We start from the raw sequence: 23220 nt of genomic DNA, 5'->3' as shown, positions 1-23220 counted from the left end.
CGTCGGGAATTCGCCCCCAGGGCAGTACGATGATGCCGCGGCGCGGCGTGGCGGCGCCCCGCGGCACGGGACTCACCGGTCCAGAATTCTGGCCACCAATTCGGCGGCGCGGTCGTACGGCATACCCGCTGCACACAGCAGGGTGACCGTGGTGGCCCGGCCCGCCTCTTCGGGCGGCACGTGCCCGCTGTTGGTGGCCTCCATCACGGAGAACAGCACTCCTTCCAGGACATAACGCAACCCTTCCGCGGGGAGGGGCGAATGGAACGTCCCTTCTTCCAGGGCGCGTTGAATGAGTCCGGTGCCGGCCTCATGGACGGCGCCCAGGCGGTCGCGGATGCCCTTCATCGTCAGGCTCTGCTGGGCGAGGGAGAGCAGCAGGCGGTATCGGTCGACGACCTCCCAGACGGCGAGGAGGGATCGGGCAAGCGCCTCGGCGGGGTCGGCGACGCCCTCGCGGCCCGTGGCGTGGGCCTGCTCCACCGCCTCGACGGCCTCGCCGATGATGGCGGCGACCAGCGCCTCACGGCTGGGGAAGTGCCCGTACACGGTGCGCCGCGCCACGCCCGCCGCGAGGGCGATCTGATTCATGGAGGCATCCGGGGCGCGGAGCAGTTCGGTGAGGCCGACGTCGAGGATGTGGCGGCGGTTGGCTTCGGCTCTGAGGCTCGACGCGTGTGGGTTCATGCCTCCTAGTTGTACAGGCATGTGCAAGTACCGCTACATTGCACATGTGTGTGCAACTTGCTGTTGCGCCGCTCTGCTCCTGCCGCCCGTCGGCGCACCTGCCGCGAGGTCGGCCGCAGAGCCGGAACCAAGAACGGAGGGGGACCCATGCCGTTAATCGTCAACAAGCCGGTCGAACGGATGAACGGACCGTATGCCCGTCGCTGGTGGGCGCTGCTGGTGCTCTGCCTGAGTCTGATGATCTCGGTCATGGCGAACACCGCCCTGACGGTTGCAGCACCGGCCATGACCCGCGATCTCGATCTGTCCAGCTCCGACCTGCAGTGGGTCATCGACGCGTACACCGTTCCGTATGCCGCCCTGATGCTGCTGCTCGGCGCGATCGGCGACAAGTACGGCCGCCGCGGCTCGCTCGTGCTCGGGCTGCTCATCATGGCCGCGGGCGGCGTGGCCGGTACCTTCGCCGACACCTCCGCCCAGGTCATCGTCGTCCGCGCGATCATGGGCTTCGGCGCCGCCATGATCATGCCCGCGACGCTGTCGCTGCTCGCGGCGACATTCCCGCGCGAGGAGCGGGCCAAGGCCATCACCATCTGGGCGGCCACCTCGGGTCTCTCCATCGCCGCCGGGCCGCTGATCGCCGGTGTGCTCCTCAAGGACAACGGCTGGGAGTCCACCTTCCTGATCAATGTCCCCGTGTGCGTCATCGCGGTCCTTGCGGCCTATGTCCTGGTCCCGCCGTCCAGGGCCGGCGACCGCGGCCGGATCGACTACGGCGGGGGCGTGCTCTCGGTGATCTGGTCCGGCGCCCTGATCTACATGATCATCGACGGACCCCACTTCGGCTGGGGCGCATCGGCGTTCACCGCCGCGGCGATCGCCGCGCTCGGCCTGCTCCTGTTCGTCTGGTGGGAGCTGCGCCACCCCCGGCCGATCCTCGACGTGCGCAAGTTCGCCGAGCGCGCTTTCGCCGGCGCGAACCTCGCCATCGCGGTCTTCTTCCTCGCCGTGTTCGGCGTCTTCTACTACCTCACGCAGCACTTCCAGTTCGTCCTGGAGTACGACCCGCTGGAGACCGGCATCCGCATGCTGCCGCTGGCCTTCGGCGTCTTCCTGGGCGCCGCGACCACCGGCGCCCTGACCCCACGCCTCGGCGCGCGCATCATGGTCACGGTGGGCATGGTGGGCGGTACGACGGCCCTGGCGCTGCTCATCGGCACCGACGGGAGCTCCACGTACTCCGGCTTCGTGGCCCCGCTCGCCCTGCTCGGCCTCTCCCTGGGCCTCGCCGTCTCCCCCTGCACGGACACGATCATGGGTGCCTTCCCGGAGTCGGAGCTCGGCGTCGGCGGCGCCGTGAACGACACCTCGCTGGAACTCGGCGGCTCGCTCGGCATCGCCGTGCTCGGCTCGGCGCTCGCCTCCTCCTACGCGGCCAACCTCACCGACGAGACCGAGGGCAGCAAGGTGCCACCGGAGGCCCTTGAGGCCGCGAAGGACTCGGTGGGCGCGGGCAACGCGGTGGCGCAGTCCTTCCAGGACAAGGCGCAGCAACTGACCGAGCAGGCCGCACAAGCCGGGTCGCCCGCCGAGGCCGCCCAGCTCAAGCAGCAGGCTGCGGAAATCACGCAGGGCTCGAAGCAAATGGCCGACGCGGTCGGATCCGCCTTCTCCGACGCGGTGTCCCAGACAAGCCTGATCGGCGCGATCACGCTCGGCACCGGCGCCCTGATCGTCGCCCTGCTCATGCCCCGCAAATCCGCCGAGCCACAGCGGCCCGCGGAGGAGGGCCCCCGCCCCGCCGAGCCGCAGCAGGCTCCGGTGCCCACGAGGGCGGGCCGCTGACACAACGGCCGTCAGGGCGATGCCCGCCTGCCCAGCTCCACGACTCATGCCCCCCGGCACTCAGTTCGCCAGCCGGGGGGCATGAGTCATGCGCTACGAGCAGATACCCGATTCGGGGCTCGGTTCTACGGGAGGGCGTGCAGGGCGCCGCGGTGGAAGACTATGGATGTGGTGGCCGCTGTTGTCGCCAGGTCGACGACCCGGGCCAGGGCGAAGTGGTGGTCTCCCAGTTTGCGGATCTCCTCGACCCGGCAGTCGATCCACGCGGCGATGCCGGGCAAGAGGGGGTTGCCCAACGGGGACTTCTGCAACGGCAGTCCGGCGAACTTGTCCCCGCCGCTGGTCGCGAACCGTGTGCACAGCTCCTGCTGGTCGCCCGCCAGGACGTTGACCGTGAAGGTGTCCGAGTTCCGCATCTCCGGCCAGCTGGAGGACTTCTCGTCGACGAAGATCCCGATCAGCGGCGGATCAAGGGACACCGACACGAACGACCCCACGGTCAGCCCGGCCGGCCTGCCCCCTGTTGTCGCCGTGACCACGGTGACCGACGTCGGAACCTCGCGCAGCACACTGCGGAGTGCCGCCGCACTGACAGGCGTCTCTACGTCTACGTGACGGCGGGTGGGCGAAGTCGTGCCCATGCTGACCTCCCGGTCGAGTCATCCTCTGGCAGACCCTGGCATCCGGACCTGGAGAGCCAGTCATCGTCAAATGGGGCGGCGCGGCTCGGCGGCAGGCGTGGTCAGCGCCAGCTGTGCGGGGCGCGGAAGCCCGGCTCGCGCTCCAGCCGGCGCCAGCCGGCCCTGGAGCGCGCGTTGCGCGGCGCAGTCGGGGCGGGGGCGGCCGAACGGGCCAGCAGGAGCACGGCGATGGCCGCGAGTTCCTCGGGTTCCGCGTGCCCCTTCTCGACACGCAGCACGTTGTGGGCTTGGGAAGTGGTCATGAAAGAGGGTCCTCTGTCGTGTGAGGGGGTTGGTGCCGGGACGTGTCCGTGCCGGGAAACGTTGGTGGCAGCACATGTGTGGCGGTACATGTGCGACTGATGACCGCCTGGTTACTGCGGGGGGTTGCCGTGTTTGCGCGACGGCAGGTCCGCGTGCTTCGTACGCAGCATCGCGAGGGAGCTGCTCAGCACCTCACGCGTGGCGGCGGGGTCGATGACGTCGTCGACCAGGCCGCGCTCGGCGGCGTAGTAGGGATGCATGAGCTCGGCCTTGTACTCCTTGACCATCTTCTGCCGCATGGCCTCGGGGTCCTCGGCCGCCGCGATCCGCCGCCGGAAGATGACGTTGGCCGCGCCCTCGGCACCCATCACCGCGATCTCGTTGGTCGGCCAGGCGTAGGTCAGATCGGCGCCGATGGACTGGGAGTCCATCACGATGTAGGCGCCGCCGTAGGCCTTGCGCAGGATCAGCGAGATCCGCGGCACGGTGGCGTTGCAGTACGCGTACAGGAGCTTGGCGCCGTGCCGGATGATCCCGCCGTGTTCCTGGTCGACGCCCGGCAGGAAGCCCGGGACGTCCAGGAGGGTCACGATCGGGATGTTGAAGGCGTCGCACATCTGGACGAAGCGGGCCGCCTTCTCGGAGGCCTCGATGTCCAGCACCCCGGCCAGGGACTGCGGCTGGTTGGCGACGATGCCCACCACCTTGCCGTCCAGGCGCGCCAGGGCGCAGATGATGTTGCGCGCCCAGCGCTCATGGACCTCCAGGAAGTCACCGTCGTCGACGAGTTCCTCGATGACCCTGGCCATGTCGTACGGGCGGTTGCCGTCCGCGGGCACCAGGTCCAAAAGGACGTCCGAGCGGCGGTCGGCCGGGTCGTCCGACTCGTGGGCGGGCGGGTTCTCGCGGTTGTTGGAGGGCAGCATCGCAATGAGGTAGCGCACCTCCGCAAGGCACGTCTCCTCGTCGTCGTACGCGAAGTGGCAGACACCGCTCGTCTCGGCGTGGACGTCGGCGCCGCCCAGGCCGTTCTGCGTGATCTCCTCGCCGGTCACCGCGCGGACCACGTCCGGACCGGTGATGAACATCTGCGAGGTCTCGCGGACCATGAACACGAAGTCGGTCAGGGCGGGGCTGTAGGCCGCTCCCCCGGCACACGGGCCCAGCATCACGCTGATCTGCGGGATGACCCCCGACGCCTTGGTGTTGCGCTGGAAGATGCCGCCATAGCCAGCAAGCGCGGAGACACCCTCCTGGATACGAGCACCGGCGCCGTCGTTCAGGGAAACCAGCGGGGCACCGGCCGCGATGGCCATGTCCATGATCTTGTGGATCTTCGTCGCGTGGGCCTCCCCGAGCGCCCCGCCGAAGATACGGAAGTCGTGGGCGTACACGAAGACCGTCCGGCCCTCGACCGTGCCCCAGCCGGTGATGACACCGTCGGTGTACGGCCTCTTCGCCTCCAGGCCGAACCCGGTCGCCCGGTGCCGGCGCAACTGCTCGACCTCCTGGAACGACCCCGCGTCCACAAGCAGCTCGATCCGCTCACGTGCGGTCAGCTTGCCCTTCGCATGCTGTGCCTCGGTCGCCTTGTCGCTGGGTCCGGCCAGCGCCTGCGCACGGATCTCGTGCAGTTCGGAGACCTGATTGCGTGTCACTACCGATAGCCGCCTCTCGGCCGGGGAACGGCCACCGCGGCGATCGCCTCAATAGGGTGGAAGCGACGCCGCGATGACCGCCCGGGATGACCCGCGGCACACCCGCCCAGCGGGTTTCGAGGGCGCGTCATGCCGCGCGGAGTGGTCTTCGACGCTAGGCGGGCGCGCTCACACGGCGGTAACTCGGCCTCCCCGGGCCCCGTTCAGGCGGGCCCGCTCAGTCGGTGCCCAGGAGCGTCCGCACGAAGTACTGCGTGTCGAAGAACTCGCGCATGGCCTTGATCCGGCCGTCCTGGATGGAGAACACCGAGACGATGTTCGCCTCGTAGGGCTCGCCGGAGCGGGCCGCGGCACGGGCCACGCAGTCGAGCACGACCGTGTCGCCCTCGGCTATGACCTGCGAGATCTCGATGGTGTACGGGACCTCCGTGGAGAACAGGTCCATCAGCGGCAGCATGAACTTGTTGAGGATCTCGTCCAGACCGACCCAGTTACCGGCGAGAGGGTGATCACCGGGAATGCGGAATTCGGCGTCCTCCCACAGGGTCGCCTGAATGGCGTCCGGGTCCCGCTCGTCAATGGCCTTGAGATACGCGAGGACAACGCTCTTCGCGTCAGTGAACGTCATAACTGCTCCCGGTGTTGGGGTGGTTGACGAGAGAGGGCCGGGCTCCGGCTCTGCGACGGGGCTTTGGCACACCGTTCAAACGGGACGGCCCGAAGATCGCCACGTTCGGCCCGGTTTCCGGGCTGACGTGAACTCATCGGAGGCTACACGGGCCGGGCCCCCGCACTTCAGGCCAGGAAGGCGCCGAACACCCGCCGCAGAGAAGGCGATTGCCGGGTAATGGTCAGTCGAAGACGGGACAATGAGAGGGGAGCGAAAGCAGCGTTGACCGGCTGGAACAGCCGACGGGGCTCCGTGGGACGGAGGTTCGAGCAGTGCCGGATACCACAGGTCGGCACTGTTAGTCACACTTGTTTTAGGGCATCACGATGGTTAGAGTGCCCCTACTGGCCCGAAATGGTTGACCGCCGAGGGGCTTGTGTTCGTCACACACGGGGTACCGCTCCTGCCTCCGGGCAGCAGCGGGTGACACACATGGGGAGATACCGCACTTGCAACAAGCCTGTGCATCAGCCGTTTCAGCGTCACTCGTCGGCCTGCAGCCCGCTCCGCCCGTCACCGGCGCCGGGAGCCTGCGGCAAGCGCCCTGCGGAATCAGTAACTCCGCCCCTTAGATCCTCCATCGGTCCCGCCCATCGCGAGGGCGCGGGCCTCACCGCGGTTCGGCACGAGCCTCCGGCCCGGACACTTCGGTCACCCCCGCCTCCGGCCTGCCGGGGCACGGAACCGGAAGGACGGGACAACCCACGGGCCGCCACCGGCCTTTGGCCCGGACCACGAAAATCGAATGCTCAACACCGAATGCTCAACAGCAACGCCAGTCTGCTGATACGGATTCAGTTAATTGAGGAGCAGTCATGTGGTTTCGAATACTCGGGCCATTAGAAGTCCTCGACGGCAGCCGACCCATCCCTCTGGGCGGGACCAAACAGCGCGCCACGCTGGGGTATCTGCTCCTGAACGCCAATCGAGTGGTCCCCACCCGCGAACTCCTCAGCGCGCTGTGGACAGACGGAACACTGCCCACCACCGCGCGAAAAATTCTGCAGAACGCCGTATGGGGTCTTCGCGGCTCCCTCGCGGCCAACGGCACCGGCCGGCAGAACGGGCTCCTTCTCACCAAGGCTCCCGGATACGTCATGCAGGTTGAGCGCGACCAGGTCGACCTGCACCTCTTCCACCGCCGGATACAGGAAGGGCGTACCGCCCTGGAGTCCGGCTCCCCCGCGCAGGCCGCGGTCATCCTCCGTGACGCCCTGTCCCTGTGGCAGGGCCAGGCCATGTCCGATCTCGTCGAGAGCGGGATCAACTGGCCCGAGCTCGACGCGGCGGAGAGCACCCGGCTCGGTGCCATGGAGGACTACTTCGAGGCCGAACTCCGCTGCGGGCGGCACCAGTCCGCACTCGGGGCACTGGAGGCGATGGTCGAGGCACAGCCCCTGCGCGAGCGCCTGTGCGGACAGTTGATGCTGGCCCTTTACCGGTGCGGCAGGCAGGCCGACGCGCTGAGCGTCTACAGCCGGGTCCGCGCGTCCCTGATCGAGAACCTCGGCCTGGAACCGCGGCGCGAGCTGCAATCCCTCCAACAAGCGATCCTGACCCAGGACTGCGAGCTGTCGCCGCCAGAGACCCGGTCGCCGGCGCTCGCGCTGGTGCGGACGGACTCCGGCGCGCCGCAGGAGCACGCCCCGGCCCTGACTCCGTCCCCGGTCCCGGCCCTGGCCCTGGCCCCGCCGGGTGTGCAGGGGGCCGCGGTCCACGACAAGACGGTCCACGAGGACACGGAGCACAGCAGGATCGTCACCTCCGACACGCACGGCTTCAGGACGCGCACGCGGGTGCCGCGCCAGCCCGCCGCTGCGGCGAGCCAACGCCGCCCGGTGAGCGTGCTGTTGCTCAGCTCCGGACTCCGGTCGCCCGTCGGAGGCGGGCGGCTGAACAGCACCGACGAGGCGCGCGACCGCCAGGCCGACCGCATCCGGGAGATCGTGGGTCAGCTCGGCGGTTCGGTGATCAGCTCCATAGGGTCCACGCAGCTGGCCGTCTTCGGGCCCGGACGCGAGGGCCACGACCATGCCGATCGAGCCGTCCGCGCCGCCCTGACCATCCGGGACGAGTTGCACACCGCCCCCACGGTCACTCCGCTCGACCGCTCCGCCCGGCGTACCGGCGGCGAGGCAGGGGTCCACGCCGCGGTGGCCACGGGAGAGGCCCTGCTGCGCTACGAGGCCGACGGCTCCGAGTCCCTGCTGTCGGCGGACGGAGCGCTGCTCGACGAGTGCCAGTCCCTGTTGTCCCGGACCTCCGCGGGGGAGATCTGGGTCTGCGGGAACACCCGGCAGCACACCGCCTCGGCGCACACCTTCGTCTCCGTCAGTGATTCGCCCCAGGCCTGGAAAGTCAACCGGTCGCGCTCGCGTGCCGAGCTGCCGCTGCCTGCGGGTGTGGTGGACCGGGAGATCGAACTCGACCTCCTGCGGGGCATGTTGGAGCGTGTCCGGCACCGTGAGACTCCCCACGTGGTCACGATCGTCGGAGAACCCGGCACAGGGAAGAGCAGGCTGCTCAAGGAGTTCGAGCGCCGCTCGATGGGGCAGCCCGCGGCCACCTGGTTCCTGGCACGCTGCGGCATGGACCAGGAGCGGCGTCCGGACCGCAGTGCTCACCTTTTCCATTTGCGAAAGAGTCCGCTCTTCGATCCGTACGGGAACGAGACGCTGGAGATCGATCTGGCGCAGGCACTGAAGTCAGGTCAGAACCCCCTGGAGCGCATCGCGCAGGACTGCCCCCTCGTCATGTTCGTCGACGATCTGCACCAGGCGGACAACGCCCTGCTCGACTTCGTCGGCAGGATGAGCGGTGAGGTGGCCGTGGCCCCGTTGTTCATCGTGGCCACGGCGCGCCCTCAGCTCTTCGACCGGCGTCCGGGCTGGGGTGGTGGGACACCGCACTTCACGACCATCTCCATCGATCCGCCCGGCATGTCCTGCCGCATGCCGGCCAAGCCCCCGGCCGCTCCCGCGAACCGGCCGCTCTCCGGTCTCGCCGACTGCACACCCTGACTGACTCGGCCCTCCGGCCCGCGCCCCTTCGGCCTCCCCCGGTTCAGTGGTGAAGTCCCTTCTTGCCGGGTGTCCAGAAGGGCTTGACCTTGATCTGCGTACGAGGCCACTCGCGTACGTGCACGAGGTGGTCCCGGACTGCCTGGCAGGTGCGTGCCTCACCCGCGACGTACGCCATGCCGGCCTCCTCGGGGAGGTCGAGGTCGGACACGGCGGCGAGCAGAGTCCGTGAGGAGACCGCGGAGGCACCCTTGCGGTGGACGCGCCTGAGGACGTGCGGTCCGGGCACGGGCACCTCGTCGTCGGGGGTCTCGCTCTCCAGGACGCCGTACACACGCGCCTCGGAGCCGAGCGCCCTGATCATGGGACCGAAGGCCGCGGTCGCGGTCTCCTCGCCGATGAGCACGTGATACGGAGCGTCCGGCTTGAGGTCGAAATCGCCCAACGGGCCCCAGAAAGAGACCTCTTGACCGGCCCGGACATCGCGGGCCCAGCGCAGTCCGATACCCTCGCCCTCGTAAAGATGCGCCCGGATTTCAACTTCTTGGCCGTCATCCGACTGATCCCAGACCGAATAGGTGCGGAGGGTTTCACCGGGGCGCAGGATCCCGTACAACGACAGAGGGTCGTTGATCTGGATCCGGATGTGACGCCCCGGAGGAATGACCGCTCCGCCCAACCCGTCGGCGGCGATCCTGATGCGCTTCATCGTCGGGGTCACCGATCCCGCCTCCGTGATCACCCCCTCCAGCCGCTGCTTGGCGAAGAGGTGTTCAAGGGGATTGAGTGACGGGCGCCGCGCGGGCTTCACCGTACCGTCCGCCATGGGGACTCCTTCTCGTGATCAAGTGATGCCAGGGCACTTCGGCGCCCGTCTCCAGCGTGTCGACCATCCGCCAGTCCGTCGGTCCCGGCGCCCTTCACTCACGCGCGGGCGCCGTGGCCTGTCGTCTCGGCAAGCGCTTTCACACCCTGGGCCCCGCGCCTCGCGACCGTGGAGTATGCGTCGATTGCTCATTAATGTTTCACGCAATGACTTAGATTACTGCCACTAACAAACCATAGCTTGCCTATCATGTCAATGACTGGAAGTGAGGACTGAAGATGCCGCAGCAGACGTCAAGCAGCCGCGTGCAGAAGCGTCGCCAAGCCACCCTGCTGGAGATCCGCAGCACGGCCCGCCAGCTCCTGCGCAAGCACGGACGGACAGGCGTGACGGTCAACGCCGTGGCCCGTGAGATGGGCATGAGCGGACCCGCCGTATACCGCTACTACGCCAGCCATGACGCGCTGGTCGAAGCGGTGATCGCGGATTTCTACCAGGAGCTGACGACGACCATGCAGGCAGCGCGCGACGCCTGCCCGCCCAAGCAGCCCGGCAGACGCCTCGCGGCCACCTGTCGCTCGATGCGCGCCTGGGCGATCGCCCACCCCGGCGAGTTCAGCTGGATGTTCGCGAGCCCGGTCCACGCGGCCGCCCGCGAGGACGCGGAGTCGCCTCGGCTGCGCGCCGGACAGCAGTTCGAGAAAGTCTTCCTCGACCAGTTCGTCGAGATCTGGGAGAAGAACCCCTACCCGGCCGCACGGTTCGAGGATCTGGCTCCCTCTCTGCAGGAGCAGACCCTGCACTACGCGGCCAGGTCCGGGAGCCCGCTGCCGCCCGAGGCGCTGCACCAGTTCCTGACCACCTGGATCAGGCTGTACGGACTGCTGTGCATGGAAGTCCTCCACCAACTGGACTTCGCCTACTCGGACCTGGAGCCCGTCTTCGAGGAGAACCTGAAGGAACTGTGCGCCATGCACAACCTCGAGTACGAGCCGCCGCGGGCCTCGTAGCGACGCCCCGCCCCGCCCGCCTCCGCCCTCCGGGAGAGGGGCCGGGGCGGGCGGGTGCGGCGCCTCAGCGCGCGCCCGGCGCGGGGAAGTGGCCGACGCCCACGAAGAAATCGACGTACTTGCGAAAGAGTTCCTCGGTGAGCGGAGGGCACTCGACGCCGGTGCCGACCAGGGCCGCCTCCGTGGAGGTGGTGTCGATGCCCGCCTCGGAACCGTCGCCGCCGAGCGCGATCGCCTCGAAGGCGTCGAAGAGCGGCAGCATGGCGTTGTCGCGGTCCGCCTGTACGCGGGCGCGCCAACTGCCGTGGTCCGCCTCGTCGATCGGGTAGCCGTACCCCCGCAGGTACTCCACGCAGGTGCTAAAGGTCGCCCCGCTCTGGTTGAAGAAGTGGAAGATCTGTCCGGACGCCTCCTTCTTCCCGGACAGGGCGACGATGCCCGCGCTGACGTAGTCGACCGGCACGAAGTGCACGTCCCCGCCGAGCCCCTCGGGGGCCGCGCCGGCCTGCACCAGGCCCTTGAGGCTGAGCCACACGAAGTCACTGGTCTGGCAGGCGCCCCGTGCCTGGTCGCCCGAGATGACGTCGGCCCGGTGGATCGTGACCGGCAGCCCCCTCTGGCGGGCGAGGCCCACGATCTGCTCCGCCACCCACTTGCTCTGCACATAGCCGGTGGGCTGCAGCTCGACGGGCGCGGTCGGGTCCTCGGGCCTGCGGGGCGGGCCGCCGGGCTCGGAGCCGGCGAAGACGCCGGTCGTCGACACATAGTGCACGGGCACCGAGCGGTGTCGTGCGGCCAGGCGCAGCACCTCGATGGTGCCGGACACATTGGGCGCCTTCAGCTCCGTGTACGGGTAGAGCCAGTTGACGGTGGCTCCGGCGTGGTAGACGGCGTCCACGCGCCCGGCCAGGGTGTCGAACTCCTCCTCGTCGAGCCCCAGGCGCGGCGCGGCGAGGTCGCCGACGATCACGGAGAGGCGTGCGGGGTCGATCTCGTCCCACACCCGGAACCATTCGAGGCCCGCGCGCAGCCGTGCCCGCGCGGTCTCTTCGTCAGTTCCGCGGACCAGGCAGTGCACCGTGCCGTGTCCCGTGCGCATCAGGTCACGGAGCAGGAAGGCGCCGAGGAAGCCGGTGGCGCCGGTGAGCAGGACTTCTGCCGGGTCCGTGACCTCGTACGACACCTCGTCGGCGGGCACGATGTCGGCGGGCAGGTCGATCTCGGCCGCGAAGTCCACCGCGTCGCGCGAGGTGGACGCCTGCCCCCCGAGCCGTTCGAGGAGGACGGTCCGCAGGAAGGCCGCCAGTTCCGTCGGCGTGGGCCGGTCGAAGACCACCGTGGCCGGGAGCCGGCAACCGGTGGTGGCCGTGAGCTGGTTGCGCAGTTCGACAGAGGTCAGGGAGTCGAAGCCGAGGTCCGAGAACCGCTGTTGGGGCCGGATGGCTTCGGCGTTCATGTGTCCGAGCACGGTGGCGGTCTCGGCGAGGACCAGGTCGAGGACCCGGCTCAGCTGCGCCTTCACGTCGAGTGCGGCGAGGCGCCCGAGCAGGGTGTCGAAGCCGTTGTCGACGTTCTGGGCCGTGCGGCGCACCGGTGTGCGCAGGAGTCCCCGCAGCACGGCCGGTACCTGCGAGGGCCGTTCGCGCAGGGTTGCCGCGTCCAGCGGCATGCCCACCAGGGCGGGCGTCCCGAGCCGCAGTGCGGTGTCGAGCATGGCCTGGCCCTGTTCCTGCCCGATCGGGCGGAAGCCGCCGCGAGCGATGCGGTTGAGGTCCGCCTCGTCCAGGTGCCCGGTCATGCCGCTGTCCTGGGTCCACACGCCCCAGGCCACCGAGGTGGCGGCGAGCCCCGCGGCGGCCCGGTGCTCGGCCAGGGCGTCGAGGAACACGTTGGCGGCCGCGTAGTTGGACTGTCCCGCGCCGCCGATGACACCGGCGACGGAGGAGAACAGGACGAACGCCGTCAGGTCGAGGTCGCGGGTGAGCTCGTGCAGGTGCCAGGCCGCGTCGACCTTGGGGCGCATGACCGTGTCGAGGCGCTCGGGCGTCTGGTCCTGGAGCAGCCCGTCGTCCAGGACACCGGCCGTGTGGACGACGCCGGTCAGCGGACGGTCGGCGGGCACGCCGGCCAGCAGACCCGCCAGGGCCTCCCGGTCGGCGATGTCGCAGGCAGCGATGTCCACCTCGGCGCCGAGGTGGGTCAGTTCACGGCGCAGCTCATCGGCTCCGGGGGCGTCGGGGCCGCGTCGGCTGACAAGGAGCAGCCGTGCAACGCCGTGCTCGGCGACAAGGCGCCGGGCGAACAGGGCGCCCAGGGAGCCGGTACCGCCGGTCACAAGGACGGTGCCGTCGGGGTTCCACCGGTTGCGGTCGGGGCCTGTGGCGGCGGGGGGCGGTGCGACGCGGCGCAGCCGCGGGACGAGGACCGCGCCGTCCCGGATCGCCGTCTGCGGCTCCCGGGAGGCCAGGACCGTCGCCAGCGCGGCCACGGGACGCGGATCTCCGTCGAGATCGCCGTCGATGGCGAGTTTGCCGGCGGGGTCGAGGTTGCCGGCGAGGTCGACCAGGACGATCCGCCCCGGCGCCTCGGACTGCGCCGAGCGCACAAGGCCCCACAGTGCGGCGGCCTGCGGATCCGTCGTGCCCTCCCCCAGCGGGCTCATGGCTCCCCTGGTCGCGATGACGAGCAAGGTGGCGGCGAGTTGTTCCTGTGCCAGCCATTCCTGCAGCAGCGCCAGCATCCGGTGGGCCGCCGCGCGCACGAAGCCGGGGACGTCCGCTCCGGAGGGCGGCTCGTGGGGTCGGGTGAGGTCGAGCAGGACAGCGTCCACCGGTGTGCCGGCGGCCACCACGGCGTCGACGTCGGCGAAGACCCGGGCGCCGGGCACGGTGAGGCCGGGGCGGTCACCGAGGAGGCCCCAGCGCGGGGTGCTCTGCGCGTCCGGTGTGCCGTGCAGCGGTTGCCACACCGTCTCGAACAGGGCGTCGTAGCTGTGCTTGAGCGACGTGTTGAGGCTCTGGGCGGTCAGGGTGCGCGGGGTGACCCGCTCGGCGGTGAGAACGGGGTGTCCGACACGGTCCGCGGCCAGCAGGGTGAAGCCCTCCGCGTGCCGGTCGATCCGGACGCGCAGGGCGGCGGCGCCGGTGGCGTGCAGGCGCACGCCTTGCCAGTCGGCGGTGATCGGCGGGGTGGAGCCTGGTGCGGGCGTGCCCGGCGCCGTGGGGCTCGTCGGCTCGTCCTCGGCCAGGCGTACGACCTGTGCGGCCATGTCGAGCAGCGCCGGATGCAGCCCGAAGTACGCGCAGCCCGCCTGCAGTTGTTCGGGCAGGCTCACCTCCGCGAACAGGCTGCCGCCGCAGCGCCAGGCGGCGGTGACGCCCGGCAGGGTCCCCCGGGTGCCCGACTCCGCTGTGTCGGCGTCGGCGTCGGCGTCGAGGGCGATTTCCTCGGCACCGGGCGGCGGCCATTCCGCGATGCCCGTCTCCTCGGCCGCGGCGTCCGTACTCAGGAAGCCCGACGCGTGGACCGTCCAGAGCGTGTCGGCGGCGTCGGTGCGCGCCGAGACGGTGACGGTATGGCGGCCGGTGTCGTCCGACGCGCCGACACGGACCTGGATCTGCAGCCCGCCCGTGTGCGGCAGCACCAGCGGGGCGGCCAGGGTGAGTTCTTCCAGGACCGTGCAGCCCGTCTCGTCGCCCGCGCGGACGGCGAGTTCGACGAGCACCGAGGACGGTACGACGTCGCAACCGAGGACCGTGTGCCCGGCGAGCCAGGGCTGGGTGAGCCGGGAGATCCGGCCGGTCAGCAGGACCTCGTCGCCGTCCGCGACCGGCACCGCGGCGCCCAGGAGCGCGTGCCCGGCACCCGTGAGGCCAAGGCTCGCCGCGTCGCCGGTCACGGCCTGCTCGTCGAGCCAGTACCGCTTGCGCTGGAATGCGTAGGTCGGCAGGTCCACCCGCCGGGCGCCCGCTCCGGCGAGGGCGCCGGCCCAGTCGACGTCCACGCCCTGCACCCACACCTCGGCCAGCGAGGCAAGGAACCGCCCGAGGCCTCCCTCGTCACGGCGCAGGGTTCCCGCCACCACGGCGGGGATCTCCGGGCGCGTCGCGTTCTCCAGTATTTCCTGGACGCTCATGGACAGCACCGGGTGCGCGCTGACCTCGATGAACGTACCAAAGCCCTCGGCGGCGAGGGATTCGACCGCGGAATGGAAGCGCACGGTCTGGCGCAGGTTCCGGTACCAGTACCCGGCGTCCATCGTGGAGGTGTCCAGCCACTCGCCGGTCATCGTCGAGAAGAACGGCACCTCGGAGGATCGGGGACGCACGTCGGCGAGGACGCGGGCCAGTTCGTCCTCGATGCGCTCCACGTGCCAGGTGTGCGAGGCGTAGTCCACCGCGATCCGCCGGGCCCGCACGCCCGCCGTCTCGCACTCCGCGAGGAGCTCGTCCAGGGCGTCCGGGTCGCCCGCCACCACGACGGACGCGGGGCCGTTCAGCGCCGCGACCTCCAGGCGGCCCCGATACCGCGCGAGGCGCGCCTCGACGTCCGCGAGCGCCTGCGCCACGGACACCATCCCGCCCCCGCCCGCCAGGCCCGCGGCGATGGCCTGCGATCGCAGCGCCACCACGCGCGCCCCGTCCTCCAGGGAGAGCGCGCCGGCCACACACGCGGCTGCGATCTCGCCCTGCGAGTGGCCCACCACCGCCGCCGGTTTGACCCCGTAGGAGCGCCACAGCGCCGCGAGGGACACCATCACCGCCCAGGTCACGGGCTGCACCACGTCGACGCGCTCCAGGGTCGGCGCCTCTGGGGTCTGGCGGAGCACATCCTCCAGGTCCCAGTCCACGAACTCGGCGAGCGCCCTGCCGCATTCGCCCATCCGCTCGGCGAACAGCGGTGAGGAGTCGAGGAGTCCCAGCGCCATGCCCGTCCACTGCGTGCCCTGGCCGGGCAGCACGAACACCGGGCGGCCCGCGGTGCCCGCCGCCGTGCCCTTCACGACGCCCGGCGCGGACTCGCCGCGGGCCAACGCGCCGAGCCCTGCGATCAGTTCGTCGCGTGAGCTGCCGGTGACGGCCGCGCGGTCCTCGAGTACGGCACGGCTCGACACCAGCGACCAGGCCACGTCACGGGGTGCCGGGGCGGGGTCGGCCTGCACGGCCGCCAGGAGCCGCGCCGCCTGTCCCCGTACGCCTTCGGCGGTGCGCCCCGAGATCACCCACGGCACCACTTCCGACGGGGCACCGCCGGTTTGGGGCCTTTGCGGCTCCGGCGTGGGCTCTTCCGGGGCCTGCTCGATGACCACGTGCGCGTTCGTCCCGCTCACTCCGAAGGAGGAGACGGCCGCCCGGCGCGGTGCCCCCGTCGCGGGCCACGGCCTGGCCTCGGTGAGCAGTTCCACCGCGCCAAAGTCCCAGTCCACCTGCGGCGTTGGCGCGTCCACGTGCAGCGTCTTGGGCAGGACGCCACGGCGTATCGCCTCGACCATCTTGATGACTCCGCCGACACCGGCGGCTGCGACGCTGTGTCCGATGTTGGACTTCAGGGATCCCAAATACAGCGGACGCCCGTCGCGGCGGTGCTGCCCGTACGTGGCAAGGAGGGCCTGCGCCTCGATCGGGTCACCCAGGCGCGTGCCCGTCCCGTGTGCCTCCACCGCGTCCACATCCGCGTACGACAACCCCGCACTGCCCAACGCCTCCCGGATCACCCGCTCCTGAGAGGGACCGTTCGGCGCCGTCAGACCATTGGACGCACCGTCCTGATTCACCGCCGAACCCCGCACCACCGCCAACACCCGATGACCCAGACGCCGCGCATCCGACAACCGCTCGAGCAGCACCAGACCCGCGCCCTCCGACCAGGCGGTGCCGTCGGCCGCGGCGGCGAAGGACTTGCAGCGCCCGTCGGCGGCGAGACCGCGCTGCTTGGCGAAGTCGATGAGGCCGCCGGGGTCGCAGCTGACCGTCACACCACCGGCGAGGGCCAGCGTCGACTCGCCGGAGCGCAGCGACCGTATCGCCGAGTGCATCGCGACCAGGGACGAGGAGCAGGCCGTGTCGAGCGACACCGCGGGGCCCTCGAAGCCGTACGTGTACGAGATCCGTCCGGAGGCGACGCTGCTGAGCTTGCTGGTCATGAGGTAGCCCTCGAACTCCTCGGGGGCGTTGAGCCCGAGGTAGCTCTCCTCCACGATGCCGACGAAGACGCCGGTGCGGCTGCCCTTGAAGGCGGTGACATCCAGGCCGGCGTGCTCGAACAGCTCCCAGGAGGTTTCCAGGAGGAGCCGCTGCTGCGGGTCCATCGCCACGGCCTCGCGCGGAGAGATGCCGAAGAACCCCGCGTCGAACAGGGGGGCGTCGTGCACGAAGCCCGCCTGGACCGAGTAGCTCTTCTCCTTGATCTTCTCGATGTCCCAGCCGCGGTCGTGCGGCAGTTCCGTGACCGCGTCGGTCCCCTGCTCGACCAGGTTCCACAGGTCGGCGGGCGAGGCGACGTCGCCGGGGTAGCGGCAGGCCATACCCACGATGGCGACGGGCTCGTCGTCGGCCGCCTCCCGCTCGGCCAGCCGCCTGCGGGTCTCCTGGAGGTCGGACGTCACCCGCTTGAGGTAGTCGACAAGCTTGTCTTCGTTGGACGTCGGCATCGACTCGGTATCCCTTTCAGGAAGTTCGGGAAGTCGGGAAGTCTGTTTGACGGGGGGCGGGCTGCCTGGTGGCGGGGCAGGCCGCCGGGGGCGCCCCGGGGGGGGGTCAGTCGGCCGGGCCGGAGAGTTCCGTGTCGATGAGGGCGAACAGCTCGTCCACGGACGCGGATTCGATCCGGTGAGCCGGCGCCGGATCGTCCCCTGCGGCGGTTGCCTGTGCCGGGATGTCCAGCCTGGCGGTGTCGAGTCTGGACGCCATGCTCTGGAGGCGCCGCCGAACCATCTGCCGGTGCCGCTCGTCCTCGGAGACCGCGGCGAGCATGGTGTCGAGGCGGTCCAGCTCGGCCAGGACAAGCGTGGAGACGTCGGCCTCGGCGGGATTGAGGCGGTCAAGGAGGTGACCGGCGATGTCGCGCGGGGTCGGGTGGTCGAAGACCAGGGTGGCCGGCAGGCTGAGCCCGGTCGCGGCCGTCAGGCGGTTGCGCAGCTGCACGGCCGCGAGCGAGTCGAACCCCATCTCCTGGAACGCCTGGTCCGCGACGATCGCGTGCGGGTCCGACCGGCCCGTCACGGCCGCCGCCTGCGTCCGCACCAGATCCAGGACGAGCGTGCCGCGTTCCGCCTGGTCCAGGTCCGCGAGCCGCTCGGCCAGCGTGGCGCCACCCGAGTCGGCAGCGGTGTGCGCACTCCGGCGCGCCGGGCCCGGGGCCAGGTCGCGCAGCGCGGGCGGCACGGCCTGGTGGGCGCGCAGCGCGGCCCGGTCCACGACGCCGGCGATCACGGCGGCGGCGCCGCCCGCGTCCTGGCCGAGGGCGAGTGCCCGGTCGAAGAGGCTGCGTCCCTGGTCCGCGGCGAGCGGCCCGAGCAGGTCGAGACCGGCGTGCCGCGGTGCGGCTCCCGGGTGTTCCCAGGCGGCCCAGGCCACGGCGGTGGCGGGCAGGCCGAGCGCCTTGCGGTGGCGGGCCAGGCCTTCGGCGTACGCGTCCGCCGCCGCGGTGTTCGCCCGGCCGGGGCCGCCGAACGTACCGGCGGTGGAGGCGCAGAGCACGAAGGCGGTGAGGTCCAGGTCGCGGGTCAGCTCGTGGAGGTTCCAGGCCGCCTGGCTCTTCGGGCGCAGCACGCGGTCGAGTTGTTGCGCCGTCATCGCGGAAAGGACGCCGTCCTCCGGCGCGGCGGCCGTGTGCACCACCGCGGTCAGCGGACGGTCATCGGGGATCGTCGCCAGGACCGCGGCCAGCGCCTGGCGGTCCGCCGCGTCGCAGGCAACCAAGGACACCCGCGCGCCCAACTGCCTCAGCTTGGCGGTCAGTTCGGGCGCTCCTGGCGCCTTGGCGCCACGACGGCCGACAAGCAGCAGGTCGCGGATGCCGTGCTCTGTCACCAGATGCCGGGCCAGCTCGGCACCAAGGGTTCCGGTGCCGCCGGTCACCAGGACCGTGCCGTTTGTCTTCCACGGCTGCCGGGCCGGGTCGTCGGCCGGGACAAGGCGCAGGCGGGGCACGAGGAGCCGTCCGGCGCGCACCGCCGGTTCGGACTCCCCGGCCCGCGCCGCGGACGCCAGCAGGTCAAGCGGCGGGGTGTCTGTGTCGGCATCGGCCAGTACGAGAGCGCCCGCGCCCTCGGCACCGGCCGTACGCAACAGCCCGCGTACTGCCGCCGCTTCCAGGTAGTCCGGGCGCGTCGCGTCGTCGTCGCCCGTCACGACCGCGTTGCGGGAGAGCACCACGACCGGCGTGTCCCGCAGTGCGTCGGCGGCCAGGAGTTCCTGCGCGAAGGCGAGCGCCCGGTGGGTGCCCTCGCGCACGTCGCCCGTCGACTGCCAGGGCACGAGCAGCAGGTCGAAGGGCCTCTCGCCCGACTCGACGGCTTGAACGGCCGCCGCGAGGTCGTCGAAGCGGGGGATGCCGGGCACATCGGCGGCGACCGCCGCCCAGCGGGCCGCGGGCCCGGGGGCGGCGTCGTAGGGTACCCATTCGATCGCGGACAGGCCGTCACCGTGCGGAATCCCAGCGCCGAACTCCGCCTCGGGCACGACCCGGTAGGTGAGCGAGCCGACGCCGAGCACCGGCCCTCCCTCCGGGTCGACGAGGTCAAGGGTGACGGTGTCGTCGTCGAGGCGGGCCGAACGTACTCCTACGGTGTCGGCGCCCACGGCGTGCAGCCGTACGTCACGCCACACGGCGGGTACGACGATGCCCTCCACAGCGTTTGCGCCGTCCACGCCGCCGGCCGCAGAGGGCGGCGGGAACGCGGACAGCGCCGCGTCGAGGAGGGCGGGGTGCAGGCCATAGCGTGCGGCGTCCGCCAGCAGGTCTTGCGGAAGGCGGACCTCAGTCGTCCTGCCCTCATGGCCGCTCGTGGCCACCGCCGGAGCGTCAGCCGCGAGAAAGCCTTGCGCACAGGCGGTCCACGGGCTGAAGGAGTCAGGGTCGGCGGTGTCGGGCCGGGCATGGACGGTGAGGGCGCGGCGGCCGGTGTCCTCGGGGGCGCCGACGCGGACCTGGATCTGCAGTCCACCCGTCCGCGGCAGCATCAGCGGGGCGGCGAGGGTGAGTTCTTCCAGTACGGTGCAGCCCGTCTCGTCGCCCGCGCGGACCGCGAGTTCGACGAACACCGAGGCGGGCAGTACGCCGGTGTCCGAGACGGTGTGGTCGGCGAGCCAGGGGTGGGTGTGGCGGGAGACGCGTCCGGTGAGCAGGACCTGGTCCTGGTCGGCGACCGGCACCGCCGCGCCGAGCAGCGGATGCCCGGCACCGGTGAGCCCGAGACTCGCCGCGTCCCCGCCCCCGGATCGCTTCTCCAGCCAGTACCGCCTGCGCCGGAAGGCGTACGTGGGCAGGTCCACCCGTAGCGCGCCCGGCAGTATCGGGGCCCAATCGACCTGCCGCCCGCGGGTGTGCAGCCGGCCAAGGAGCGCGGCCAAGGTCTCCTGCTCCGGCCGGTCCGCCCGCAGCACCGGCGCGACCAGGCCGGGGTCCCCTTCGGCCCCGGCCGAGACCAGGGCGCTGAGCACTCCGTCCGGGCCGATCTCCACGAAGTCGGCGGCGCCCTCCTGCTCCAGGCAGCGCACCGCGTCGAAGAACCGCACGGCCTCACGCAGTTGCCGCACCCAGTACCGCGGCGAGCACGCCTGCTGACCGGACAGCACCTTCCCCGTCACCGTCGAGACTAGCGGGATCCGCGGCGCCCGGAGCGACAGGCCGGTGACGATCTGCTCGAACTCCTCGAGCACGTCGTCCATGTGCGGCGAATGGAACGCGTGGCTCACGCGCAGCCGGCGCACCCGCCGGTCCTCCGCGCGCCAGCGGGCCTCCAGGTCCTCGATGGCGTCCGTGTCACCGGACACCACCACGTTGTCCGGCCCGTTGACCGCCGCGAGCGACACCTTGCCCGTAAGCCCGGCCAGGTCACCGGCGACCTTCTGCGGGTCGGCCTGGACCGCGAGCATCGCGCCGCCGTCCCGCGCCGAGCCCATCAACCGGCCGCGCGCCACCACCAGTCGGGCCGCGTCCGCCAGCGAAAGGACGCCTGCCACATGCGCCGCCGCCACCTCGCCCACCGAGTGTCCGGCCACGAAGTCCGGCACCACACCAAACCGCTCCAGGAGACGGAACAGCGCCACCTCCACCGCGAACAACGCAGGCTGTGTGAACTCCGTACGGTCGAGCAGCAGGGCCTGCTCCGAGCCCTCCTGGGCGAACACCACGCCCTGCAACGGCTGTGCGAGGTGCGCGTCGAGCGCCTCGCACACCTCGTCGAACGCCGCGGCGAACGCGGGAACCGACTCATACAGTTCGCGGCCCATGCCCAGCCGCTGGGCGCCTTGTCCGGTGAACACGAAGGCGAGACCGGCGGGGTTACGTGTGCGTGACTCCCCCACCACCACCGAACCGTCCGGCGCCCCCGACGCCAGTGCCCTCAGGCCGCGCACCAACTCCGCCCGGGTGGCGCCGACCACCACCGCGGCGGTGTCGAACACGGCCCGCTGCGATACCAGGGACCACGCCACATCCCGGGGCGCCGGTGCGGGATCGGCCCCCACGCCCTTGGCTGCCTCTACCGCCGCCAGCAGCCGCGCCGCCTGTCCCCGTACGCCTTCCGTCGAGCGCCCCGAGATCACCCACGGCACCACCGAAAGGCCGCCGGCGGCGGAGTCCTGCGGCTCCACCGACTGAGCGCCAGCCGCGGGAGCCTCCTCCACGATCACGTGTGCGTTGGTGCCGCCGAGACCGAACGAAGAGACGCCCGCACGGCGCGGCCTCCCGTCGGTCACCGGCCAGGGGGTGGCCTCGGTGAGCAGTTCCACCGCGCCAAAGCCCCAGTCCACCTGCGGCGACGGCGCGTCCACGTGCAGCGTCCTGGGCAGCACCCCGCGCCGCATCGCCTCCACCATCTTGATGACTCCGCCGACGCCCGCGGCGGCCTGGCTGTGCCCGATGTTGGACTTCAGCGAGCCCAGGTACAGCGCACGCCCCTCAGGCCGCTCCTGCCCGTACGTGGCAAGGAGGGCCTGCGCCTCGATCGGGTCACCCAGGCGCGTGCCCGTCCCGTGTGCCTCCACCGCGTCCACATCCGCGTACGACAACCCCGCACTGCCCAACGCCTCCCGGATCACCCGCTCCTGAGAGGGACCGTTCGGCGCCGTCAGACCATTGGACGCACCGTCCTGATTCACCGCCGAACCCCGCACCACCGCCAACACCCGATGACCCAGACGCCGCGCATCCGACAACCGCTCAAGCAGCACCAGACCCGCGCCCTCGCCCCACACCGTGCCGTCCGCCTGCGCCGCGAAGGACTTGCAGCGCCCCGAAGGCGAAAGGGCCCGCTGCCGCGAGAACTCCACGAACGAGGTCGGCGTGGCCATCACCGTCACGCCGCCGGCCAGCGCCAGGTCGCACTCGCCCCCACGCAGCGCCGTCGCCGCCAGGTGCATCCCCACCAGCGACGACGAGCACGCCGTGTCCACCGCCACCGCGGGGCCCTCGAACCCGAAGGTGTACGACAGGCGGCCCACGGCGATGCTGCTGGAGGCGCCTCCCGCGACGTAACCCTGGATGTCGAGGGGGACATCGTCCAGGATGCTCGCGGCGAACCCCTGGTACATCAGCCCGGCGAAGACGCCGGTGCGGCTGCCGCGCAGCGCGGCCGGCACCACACCCGCGTTCTCCATCGCCTCCCACGCCGTCTCCAGGAGCAGCCGCTGCTGCGGGTCCGCCGCCAGCGCCTCGCGCGGCGACATCCCGAAGAACTCCGGCTCGAATCCGGCGACATCCTCCAGGAAGCCGCCCTCGTGCACGTAGGTCTTGCCCGCACGGTCGGGGTCCGGGTCGTAGAGGTTCTCGTCCCAGCCCCGGTCTGCCGGGAAAGGGGAGATCGCGTCCACCCCGCGGTCCAGGAGGTCCCACAATCCGTCCGGGCTGCTCACTCCGCCCGGGAACCGGCATGCCATTCCCACGATCGCGATCGGCTCGCTCGCCCGGTCCTCCACCTCGCGAAGCCGCCGCTTCGCATCCCGCGCATCCGCTACCGCGCGCTTGAGGTACTCCCGCAGTTCCTTCTCATCAGCCATCGGTTCCAACCGCTCCAAAGTCATGCGTACAGGCGAGGTGGGCAAAGAGACGGGCAGCGCATCGTGGGGCGATGAATTTCAGCGGAACCACAATCGCGCAAAGCCTAAACGGGGCTTAGTCACGACCCGGTAATTGCTCGCGCCGACAGCCTGGAGAGCGGCTCGTTACCGCGGAGTGCCCCTCTCGCGAGACGCCGACGACCGCAGGTCAGGGCATGTACCAGCGGGGGCGTTCCGGTCATGTGAGCCGCCGGTTGACGGCAGATGTGCACCGCCCGCTTAATCTGCAATCGAATTCGGCGATTTCGCGCCGCACAACACAGGGGGTATTCGGATCAT

Annotated in this window: 10 protein-coding genes and 1 pseudogene; 3 read left to right on the top strand and 8 right to left on the bottom strand. The window is 70.9% G+C overall.

The window, feature by feature from the left end:
- Nucleotides 1-72 precede the first annotated feature (72 nt).
- Complete coding sequence (locus ACZ5U5_RS18025; protein WP_469022400.1) at nucleotides 73-687, bottom strand: TetR/AcrR family transcriptional regulator; 615 nt, start codon at nucleotides 685-687, stop codon at nucleotides 73-75.
- Between the two features lie 147 nt (nucleotides 688-834).
- Here ACZ5U5_RS18025 and ACZ5U5_RS18020 point away from each other — a divergent pair, with 147 nt between their 5' ends.
- Complete coding sequence (locus tag ACZ5U5_RS18020) at nucleotides 835-2532, top strand: DHA2 family efflux MFS transporter permease subunit (protein ID WP_469022397.1); 1698 nt, start codon at nucleotides 835-837, stop codon at nucleotides 2530-2532.
- 125 nt (nucleotides 2533-2657) lie between these two features.
- Here ACZ5U5_RS18020 and ACZ5U5_RS18015 read toward each other — a convergent pair whose 3' ends face one another.
- From ACZ5U5_RS18015 to ACZ5U5_RS18000, 4 genes are all read right to left on the bottom strand, one after another.
- Nucleotides 2658-3173, bottom strand: coding sequence for a flavin reductase family protein (locus ACZ5U5_RS18015; protein WP_469022396.1), 516 nt, complete (start codon nucleotides 3171-3173; stop codon nucleotides 2658-2660).
- 101 nt (nucleotides 3174-3274) lie between these two features.
- Nucleotides 3275-3475 carry an acyl-CoA carboxylase epsilon subunit gene (locus tag ACZ5U5_RS18010; RefSeq protein WP_469022395.1) on the bottom strand — a complete coding sequence of 67 codons (201 nt, stop codon included), beginning with the start codon at nucleotides 3473-3475 and terminating at the stop codon, nucleotides 3275-3277.
- A 111-nt stretch (nucleotides 3476-3586) separates the two neighbouring features.
- Nucleotides 3587-5134: an acyl-CoA carboxylase subunit beta gene (locus ACZ5U5_RS18005; RefSeq protein ID WP_469022392.1), complete on the bottom strand. Its 1548-nt coding sequence runs from the start codon at nucleotides 5132-5134 to the stop codon at nucleotides 3587-3589.
- A gap of 217 nt (nucleotides 5135-5351) precedes the next feature.
- The gene (locus tag ACZ5U5_RS18000; RefSeq protein ID WP_469022390.1) at nucleotides 5352-5762 is read right to left on the bottom strand and encodes a nuclear transport factor 2 family protein; all 411 of its coding nucleotides are present in this window, start codon (nucleotides 5760-5762) and stop codon (nucleotides 5352-5354) included.
- 857 nt (nucleotides 5763-6619) lie between these two features.
- Between ACZ5U5_RS18000 and ACZ5U5_RS17995 the strand changes: the two genes are divergently transcribed.
- The gene (locus tag ACZ5U5_RS17995; protein WP_469022387.1) at nucleotides 6620-8824 is read left to right on the top strand and encodes a BTAD domain-containing putative transcriptional regulator; all 2205 of its coding nucleotides are present in this window, start codon (nucleotides 6620-6622) and stop codon (nucleotides 8822-8824) included.
- A gap of 43 nt (nucleotides 8825-8867) precedes the next feature.
- On the opposite strand, the gene ACZ5U5_RS17990 is transcribed toward ACZ5U5_RS17995, so the two are convergent.
- On the bottom strand, nucleotides 8868-9650 hold the full coding sequence (locus ACZ5U5_RS17990; protein WP_469022384.1) for a siderophore-interacting protein: 783 nt from the start codon (nucleotides 9648-9650) through the stop codon (nucleotides 8868-8870).
- A 278-nt stretch (nucleotides 9651-9928) separates the two neighbouring features.
- Between ACZ5U5_RS17990 and ACZ5U5_RS17985 the strand changes: the two genes are divergently transcribed.
- Complete coding sequence (locus ACZ5U5_RS17985) at nucleotides 9929-10660, top strand: TetR/AcrR family transcriptional regulator (RefSeq protein WP_469022381.1); 732 nt, start codon at nucleotides 9929-9931, stop codon at nucleotides 10658-10660.
- Nucleotides 10661-10724: 64 nt separating this feature from the next.
- Here ACZ5U5_RS17985 and ACZ5U5_RS17980 read toward each other — a convergent pair whose 3' ends face one another.
- Both ACZ5U5_RS17980 and ACZ5U5_RS17975 read right to left on the bottom strand, forming a co-directional pair.
- Entirely contained in the window at nucleotides 10725-17309 is a 6585-nt protein-coding gene (locus ACZ5U5_RS17980) for a thioester reductase domain-containing protein (RefSeq protein WP_469022379.1), read from the bottom strand.
- A 106-nt stretch (nucleotides 17310-17415) separates the two neighbouring features.
- Nucleotides 17416-22863 (bottom strand): annotated as a pseudogene (locus ACZ5U5_RS17975) (SDR family NAD(P)-dependent oxidoreductase); the annotation flags it as partial.
- Nucleotides 22864-23220 lie beyond the last annotated feature (357 nt).

The organism is Streptomyces sp. NPDC033177, assembly GCF_055577715.1.
Note: the sequence above shows the minus strand (reverse complement) of the source record. Positions and strands in the feature narration are given on the sequence as shown.

Coding starts and splice junctions, on each gene's coding strand:
- ACZ5U5_RS17990 (WP_469022384.1), bottom strand. CDS start 9,650: ATGGCGGACGGTACGGTGAAGCCCGCGCGGCGCCCGTCACTCAATCCC.
- ACZ5U5_RS17980 (WP_469022379.1), bottom strand. CDS start 17,309: ATGCCGACGTCCAACGAAGACAAGCTTGTCGACTACCTCAAGCGGGTG.
- ACZ5U5_RS18020 (WP_469022397.1), top strand. CDS start 835: ATGCCGTTAATCGTCAACAAGCCGGTCGAACGGATGAACGGACCGTAT.
- ACZ5U5_RS18000 (WP_469022390.1), bottom strand. CDS start 5,762: ATGACGTTCACTGACGCGAAGAGCGTTGTCCTCGCGTATCTCAAGGCC.
- ACZ5U5_RS18025 (WP_469022400.1), bottom strand. CDS start 687: ATGAACCCACACGCGTCGAGCCTCAGAGCCGAAGCCAACCGCCGCCAC.
- ACZ5U5_RS17985 (WP_469022381.1), top strand. CDS start 9,929: ATGCCGCAGCAGACGTCAAGCAGCCGCGTGCAGAAGCGTCGCCAAGCC.
- ACZ5U5_RS18015 (WP_469022396.1), bottom strand. CDS start 3,173: ATGGGCACGACTTCGCCCACCCGCCGTCACGTAGACGTAGAGACGCCT.
- ACZ5U5_RS18010 (WP_469022395.1), bottom strand. CDS start 3,475: ATGACCACTTCCCAAGCCCACAACGTGCTGCGTGTCGAGAAGGGGCAC.
- ACZ5U5_RS17995 (WP_469022387.1), top strand. CDS start 6,620: ATGTGGTTTCGAATACTCGGGCCATTAGAAGTCCTCGACGGCAGCCGA.